Source organism: Marinimicrobium sp. UBA4509, from assembly GCF_002388575.1.
GTDB lineage: Bacteria > Pseudomonadota > Gammaproteobacteria > Pseudomonadales > Cellvibrionaceae > Marinimicrobium > Marinimicrobium koreense.
This window is the reverse complement of the sequence record NZ_DGMV01000080.1, coordinates 16,924-24,101: the sequence shown is the minus strand read 5'-3', so window position 1 is coordinate 24,101 and position 7,178 is coordinate 16,924. Positions and strand designations below refer to the sequence as shown.

Annotated in this window: 8 protein-coding genes and 1 pseudogene; all 9 read right to left on the bottom strand. The window is 60.3% G+C overall.

Annotated elements, in window-relative coordinates; all coding sequences use genetic code 11:
* A partial coding sequence (locus B3520_RS14910; protein ID WP_414673889.1) for a FliM/FliN family flagellar motor switch protein occupies nt 1-341 on the bottom strand: 341 nt, incomplete at its 3' end.
* On the bottom strand, nt 325-1,338 hold the full coding sequence (gene fliM / locus B3520_RS14905) for a flagellar motor switch protein FliM (RefSeq protein ID WP_286805526.1): 1,014 nt from the start codon (nt 1,336-1,338) through the stop codon (nt 325-327). The genes fliM and B3520_RS14910, both read right to left, overlap by 17 nt.
* Nucleotides 1,339-1,358: 20 nt before the next feature.
* Nucleotides 1,359-1,904: a flagellar basal body-associated FliL family protein gene (locus B3520_RS14900; RefSeq protein WP_286805524.1), complete on the bottom strand. Its 546-nt coding sequence runs from the start codon at nt 1,902-1,904 to the stop codon at nt 1,359-1,361.
* A gap of 214 nt (nt 1,905-2,118) precedes the next feature.
* Nucleotides 2,119-3,183: a flagellar hook-length control protein FliK gene (locus B3520_RS14895; RefSeq protein WP_286805522.1), complete on the bottom strand. Its 1,065-nt coding sequence runs from the start codon at nt 3,181-3,183 to the stop codon at nt 2,119-2,121.
* Nucleotides 3,184-3,650: 467 nt separating this feature from the next.
* Complete coding sequence (locus tag B3520_RS14890) at nt 3,651-3,995, bottom strand: Hpt domain-containing protein (RefSeq protein ID WP_024459972.1); 345 nt, start codon at nt 3,993-3,995, stop codon at nt 3,651-3,653.
* 48 nt (nt 3,996-4,043) lie between these two features.
* On the bottom strand, nt 4,044-5,774 hold the full coding sequence (locus tag B3520_RS14885; protein WP_123637214.1) for an ATP-binding SpoIIE family protein phosphatase: 1,731 nt from the start codon (nt 5,772-5,774) through the stop codon (nt 4,044-4,046).
* Between the two features lie 90 nt (nt 5,775-5,864).
* Nucleotides 5,865-6,170 (bottom strand): STAS domain-containing protein, encoded by a 306-nt coding sequence (locus B3520_RS14880; RefSeq protein WP_024459970.1) that lies wholly within the window; start codon nt 6,168-6,170, stop codon nt 5,865-5,867.
* Nucleotides 6,171-6,275: 105 nt separating this feature from the next.
* A complete protein-coding gene (gene fliJ / locus B3520_RS14875; protein WP_286805518.1) occupies nt 6,276-6,734 on the bottom strand; it encodes a flagellar export protein FliJ in 459 nt (152 codons plus the stop codon).
* An 81-nt stretch (nt 6,735-6,815) separates the two neighbouring features.
* A pseudogene (gene fliI / locus B3520_RS14870) lies at nt 6,816-7,178 on the bottom strand (flagellum-specific ATP synthase FliI); the annotation flags it as partial.

Genomic DNA, 7,178 nt, shown 5'->3' with positions numbered 1-7,178 from the left:
CCCGCCAGCCGGTCCAGTTCAATCACCGAGCCCTGGTTGAGTTGCAGCAGGTTGCGAATGGTGATGGAGGTGCGCCCCACTTCCATGGAAATGGACACCGGGATGTCCAGAATCACATCCAGATCCGGGTTGGTGTTGGGCTGCTCGTCTTCGGTCAGCTCATCCAGGGCAACGCGGTCGACGTCGCGACCAAAGTCCTGTTCCTGCCCGGCGCTGTCCGAACCTGCATCGGCAGTGTCATCGTCGCCCTCATCACCCTGCTCCATCATGGCCGCTTCCCACTCGGCCGCCATGGCATCCTGATCTTTATCGTCGTCGTGGGTATCATTTTCGTTTGCCACTGGAGCCCCCTTCGTTTGCCGTAATGTTATAGGCTGAACTGTGATCAATTAAACCGTGAATTTTCAAAGCCAGATTGCCGCGAATCTGTCCCAATCGGGTGCGGAACATGGGCACACCGTTGGCGGTGACGACATGGTATTCCGGAAACTCCACCGGAATCACATCACCCGCCTTCAGGTTGATGATGTCCCGCAGGGTAATTTCGCGCTGAACAATATCGCACTCAAGATCGACCTGAGCGGCGAGGACATCCTCGCGCAGCGCTTTGACCCAGCGTTCATCTTTTTCGTCGCTGTCACTCTGCAGACCGGAATCCAGCACCTCCCGGATCGGTTCGATCATGGAGTACGGGACCGTGATATGCAGATCGCCACCGCCGCCATCGAGCTCGACGTGGAAGGTGCTGACCACCACCACTTCGCTCGGGCTGACAATATTGGCCAGGGACGGGTTGACCTCTGAGTTCATGTATTCAAAGGTAATGGGCATGACCGCTTTCCAGGCCTCGCCGAGATCGATGAACACCTGATCGAGCACCATCTGCACCACACGCAGCTCGGTCGGAGTAAATTCCCGGCCCTCAATTTTGGCGTGCCGGCCATCGCCGCCGAAAAAGTTGTCCACCAGCTTGAATACCAGGCGCGCATCCAGAATGATCAGGGCATTGCCGCGCAGCGGGCGGAACTTCACCATATTCAGACTGGTCGGCACATAGAGGGTGTGCACATATTCGCCAAACTTCTGGATCTGGATGCCGCCGACGGATACATCCGCCGTGCGCCGCAGCAAATTGAACATGCTGATGCGGGTGTAGCGGGCGAAGCGCTCATTGATCATTTCCAGCGTGGGCATGCGCCCGCGGACGATGCGGTCCTGGGTGGTCAAGTCGTAGGCTTTGACCGGGTCCATCTCCAGATCGTCATCGGTATCGATATCGCCTTCATCGACCCCGTGAAGCAGCGCATCAATTTCGTCTTGTGAAAGTAAGTCTTGCACGAGCGGCTACCTTATGGTTTTTACTGCATCACAAAGCTGGTAAACAGAACCTGTTCGACACCGGGCTGCCCCATCTCCTGCTCGAGAATGGCCTGAACCCGACGCAGCGCGTCCTGACGCAGCAACTCCCGACCTTCCGGTGTCTGCAGGTCTTCAAACTCCTGGCCGCTGAACAGCATGATCAGATCATTGCGAACCCGGGGCAGATGTTGCTCCAGTACTTTGACCACCTCATTGTCGCGCAGCATCAGATTGACTTCGGTCTGAAGAAAGCGCTGCCGGCCACGCACATTGTAGTTGATGACAAACTTTTCCTTCAGTGGAAAGTAGATAGCCTGCTGGCGCGCGGGCTCCAGGGGTTCCACCGGTTCGGCTTCAGCGGTTTCACCCTCGGGCGCCGGCTCATCCGGAGCCAGGAAGTGCAACAGTCCAAGGGTTACCCCTACCGACAAAACCACCAGCAACAGCGCCAGTACAGCCAGTTTGATTTTCTGCTTACGTTGGGTCTTGCGGTCGACTTCCGCCTGTTCTTCTTCGGTCAGCTCGCGCTCATCTTCTTCGGCCATGCCAAAATTCCGTCATTCACAGTGCTTGAAGGGGATAGAGCAAGCCCCGTGCCAAGTCAGGCACGGGGCTTGCGCGGATACTTTGGCACAGGGAAGGCGTCCGGGCAAGAAACAACGAAGGTTGGGTGAAGGTTAGGGGGGAAATGAGCACGGCGCTTCGGGGCGAAGCGCCGTGCGTCCGGCACGTTTCAGCTCAAGGTTAGAGGTGTTCAACTCAAGCGTAGTGGTCCACCAGTCGATCACTGATACGCTGCTCGATCATTTCACCCTCTGGATCATCGGCATCGGAACCCAGGCCTCGACCCGCCGTCCGGCCATCGCTCTCCTCACCCGCCTGCTCCTGGCCTGACTGATCCGAGACATTCACATCCACCAGATCCAACCCCTGCTCCGCGAACATTTCCCGCAGACGGTTGGCGTTCTGGTCCAGTGCTTCCCTGACCGCGACCTGTGGGCTGGTGAAGGTGACACTGATTTGATCCTGGTTGGCGCTGACTCGAACCTGCATGGGTCCCAGGTCCGGTGGATCCAGACGCAACTCCGCCGTGGAAAGCTTCTGAGCGGCCATCCACAGCACTTTTTGGCCCACCGCCTGCCCCCACTGACCCTGCCCCACCGGGACCCGCACATCGGTCTGCACGGTAAATCCCCGCTCGGTCGGAGAGAGCGCCTGGCCGCGGTTGGCCCCATCCAGTTGCGCCAGCGCATTGGCCGGGGACTGGGTCCCATCAAACGACGTGCTGGCCTTGGAACTCGATTGTGTCGAGATATCGGCAATCGCCTGCAGGGTCTGGGCAAAGGCCTCTTTACCGTTCTTGCCTGCCGCGACACTCAACTCCAGCAGCCCCTTCAACTCAAGCCCTTCACCCCCCTTGTCCGCGGAGGCCGTCGCAACCAACCCGGGCAGCAATCCAGTATCGGGGGTGGCCCCCTGTCGTTGGGTGGCCAGCGCACTCAGTTGCGACAGATAAGCGGCGCCATTGCGCCCAATGGCATCGCGGAGGTGGTTGGCATCCGGAAACCGGGTCATCAGCTCGGGCAACGCCGTCATGGGAATGGCTTCCAGGCTCTCGGCCACTTGATCCAGGGGCGCGCCGTCTTTCAGGTCCGACAGCAATTGGCGCAGCGCCTTTTCCAGTTCCGGTGACAGGCTGCCTTCATCCAACTGGACCTTGAGTTGCTCCAGTATGGCGGTCACATCCTCGGAGAGCGCCGCCCAATCCTCTTTGCTCAGATTGGCCAACAGCGCTTTGTCGTCTTTCGTCAGGGTGGTGCTCACATCAGTGCCGCCGGCCGCCCTGGCATCATCGGCCGATGCGGTCGGCTCTTGGGAGGCGCCCTTTTGCGGAGCGTCGTTTGCCTCGGGGCGCCGGGAAGTGGTTGGCCCATCGCTCCGGACGTCACGGTCTTCTGGCCCTCTCTGAGCATTGGCGGGTTCCCGCTGCGCCGCTTCGCGGGGCTCAGTTCGGCGGCTTGGGGCGGTCTCCTCCCGCGAGGACCCCGAGCCGGTGCGAGCACGGTCCGTCGTGCCGTCAAAAACCTGCCGAAATCCATCGCCCTCCGGCGCCGAACGGCGCTGGAGCGACGATGGTTCTGAATTGAAAGACAACAGATTGCTGATTTGCGATTGACCTGGCATCGACACCACTCCGGCAAGGTTAGCGGCAAAGGTTTGCCGCTAACCGGTTAAACTGGGGCAAACGCCCGTTTCTGGGAGGGAAAATGCAAGGTTAGTGCCAGCCGCGTTCAGCCGGCGAAACTGTTCAAGGTGACTTTGAGTTTGGCGAATTCTTCCTGCACGGATACCAGCTGTTGTTCGAGCCCATCGATGTCACTGGCGCGCCCACGCGATTCCATCTCCTGGCATAGATCCGCCAACCGCTCAGCGCCCAGGTTATTGCAGCTGCCTTTGAAGCTGTGCGCCTGACGCCAGACGGTGTCGCTATCCTGCGCAGCCAGGGCTCGCTGAAGCTGGCGAATACGCTCTTCCGAGTCGGTCAGAAAAGTATTGATCAACACCGGGAACTGATCGTCCATCACCTCCTGCAGCGTCGTCAAAACTTCTCGATTGAGATGGGTTTCCGAACTCATGGGGCGCGCCTCTGGTTGGTCACTTTATTGGCCACTTGTCCGCTCGTATCAGTCATCGGAACTCCATGAAAATACCGCTTCTACCCGGTTACCTTCACTGGGATACTGGACAGCATCGCACAGTTTTTCAACCAGAGCGAGCCCTCGACCGGCGTACCCCAGGGCCTCTCCCGGCGTGGCCACGCTTGCCTCATCCCGACCATCAAATCCGGGACCACTGTCCTCTACCGCTATGCGTAACACCCCGCCCTCTTCGGTGGTGCTGTGGTGGAGATGGATGCGAATCAACCCCTCGCTGACGTCGTCGAGGCGCTGCTGGCGGATTTCATAATAGTGGGCGAACCCCTCCGGCGTTCCCTTCAGCCCGGAGTCCAGCCCCAGAATGCCATGCTCAAGGGCGTTGGAATACAGTTCGGACAGAATGGTGTACAGGGTGCCGCTGTGCTGACGCAGACCGGGCACCTCCACCAGAATATTCAGCAACAGGGGCATGGGATCAAACTGGCGGAAACTGGCCGGCAGGATATCAAAATTCATAGTCCATTCGGACAGGGTGGAGCGGTTGCGCCGCTCCGCTTCGGCGGCCACCGCATTGACTTTTTCCGGCCGGTCCATCCGGATTTCCACCAGCGACAGGTCATCGTCACGCTCCCCTTGGCCGACAAACTGCTGGACCCTGGCCAGGATGTCATCAAACAGGGCGTCATCGTTTCTGGCGTCGGCGCCCCGGTGTTCCGCAAACACCGCCTTGAGTCGCTCCTCACCAAACATTTCGCCCTCGGGGCTGCGAGCCTCATGGATGCCATCGGACCAGAGATAGAGACGATCCCCCCAGGCCAACTCGTAGGTTTCCATGTCATCCTTGAAGGCGCTGTTTCCCAACACGCCCAAGGGTAAGTGGGTCGAGGTAATCGGCTGCGGCGGTTCATTGCCCTGGCGGAGAATATAGCCAGGAGGCAGGCCACCACTCCAGACCCGTATACGCTGGCGTCGAAAATTGATGTCCGCCATGGTGGCGCAACAGAAAATGCCGACCGGCAGAATGGTTTTCAGCTTGTGGTTGATTTCCCGCAGGATATCGCTCATGGCGAACCCTTTGGACACCATCCCGTAAAAAGTGGAGGCGAGCGGAATGGCGCCCACCGCCGCCGGCAGGCCATGGCCGGTAAAATCACCCAGCAGTACCATCATGCTGCCCCCCGGACGCATACCGGCGACCAGAATGTCGCCGTTGAACACCGCCAGTGAGGACAGGTAGTAGCGGACATTGTTGGAGTCCAGACAGCCACTGTGGGCAATGTTGTCAAACACCTGTTTGGCGACCGTCTGCTCCTGCAGCAGGTGCTGGTTGTGACGGCTGATCTGATCGCGCTGATCGAGGATGGTGGTGTGCATGGCTCGCATGCGATTGAACGCGCGAATTTTGGCCTGGATTATGACCCGGTTGTAGGGCTTGGACAGAAAATCGTCACCCCCGGCATCCAGGCACTGAACCAGGGATTCGGTATCGGTCAGAGAGGTCAGGAAAATGATCGGTACCAGGGCCTCACCCGCGAGGGCCTTGATCCGCCGCGCGGCGCCAAAACCGTCCAGGTTGGGCATCAGGGCATCGAGCAGGACCAGGTCCGGTCGCTCGCGCTCGAACTCCGCTACCGCTTCCCGCCCGTCCCGGGCACTGATCACCCGATGGCCGTCGCGGGCGACAATGGCCTGCAGAATCTGGCGATCCGTGTCGGAGTCGTCAGCAATCAGGATGGTCAGCGGACTGTCGTCGGTCATGCGCAGCGTCTCCATTCGCGCCCGGGGCGGCCGGTGGCCGCCCGGCCGAAGCCGATCAGAACATCAGGGATCGGCCCCTTGGGTACCCGATTACTGGATATCGAATAGCTGTTCGAAGTTGGATATGGTCAGAATCTTCCTGACATCCGGGCTGCAGTTGCGGATTTCGATGCTCGCCCGATCGCCCCCGGCGTGATCCCGTAGCAGCAGCAACATGCCCAGGGCGGAGCTGTCCAGGTAGGTTGTTTCCTGAAGGTCCACCCGATAGCGCTCCGGCGCCTTATCCAGGCGCTCGTAGGAGCCCCGGAAATCCTGGTGCGAGCTGAAATCGAACCGCCCCTGGATGTAGATGGTGAGCAGGGTTCCGTCGGATGACAGGGTGGAGGTTATCGCCATAACTGTTTCACATCCTTTCTGACACGTTATTGTTCAGGCCAAGCCTTCGAGCAAAAGCATTCCGGCACAGAGCGACCCTAAGCATAGCGTAATTCCCCTGCCCCGTCAGCGTTTTCGGCCGGGACCCGTCCGGCCCATACGCTGGGCCGCAAGATCGTCCAGCTCGCGCTGCTGGCGCTGCTCAAGGACGGCATTTTCCTCGCTGCGCATGCGCGCAATCATATCTTCCAGCGAGCGGCGGCGGTGGTATTTCTCCTGCCACCGCTGTCGGCACTGCTCCAGGTACTGACGCACCTGGGCCAATTTCTGCTCCTGCCCACCCAGCGCCTCGCCCAGGCGCTGCAAAAAACCACTGTAGCTCATCAGCGACTGGGCATCGACGCCCCGGCGCTGCTCGCGATAATCCGCCAGATACTGGGCCCGATAATCCTGCAGCTGGGCCAGTTGCCCCTCCTCCTGCTCCAGTTGCTGCCGGGCTTCCCCGAGCCGGGCGGCGGCGGCCTGTTCTTCACGCTCCGCCACCATCAAAACCACCTTGAGTCGTTCCGAGCGCTGCTCCACCATGATTTAGCGCTGTCCCCGGCCGCTGTGCTGCGCTGCGAGCGCGCCACGGCGCGGGCCAGGACCGGCGGGCCCATTGCCGGGCTAGCCGCGCCCCTGGGCCGCACCCGCTTGGCCCGACGGCTGCAGGGTGCGCTGCAGGTGATTGATGCTTTCATCAAGCTGCACCGCCTGCCCCAAGCCCTGCTGGATAAATGCCCGCAGGTGGGGGAAACGTTCAATGGCCGCATCGGTTTCGGGGTCCGCCCCGGGGGTATAGGCGCCGATGTTGATCAGGTCCCGGTTCTGTTGATAGCGGGACAACAACTGTTTGAAGCGTTGCATGGACTTCAGGTGGGGCTCAGCAACGATATTGGGCATTGCCCGGCTGATGGAGGCCTCCACATCAATGGCCGGATAGACGCCCTCCTCCGCCAGGCGGCGGGACAGGACAATGTGGCCATCCAG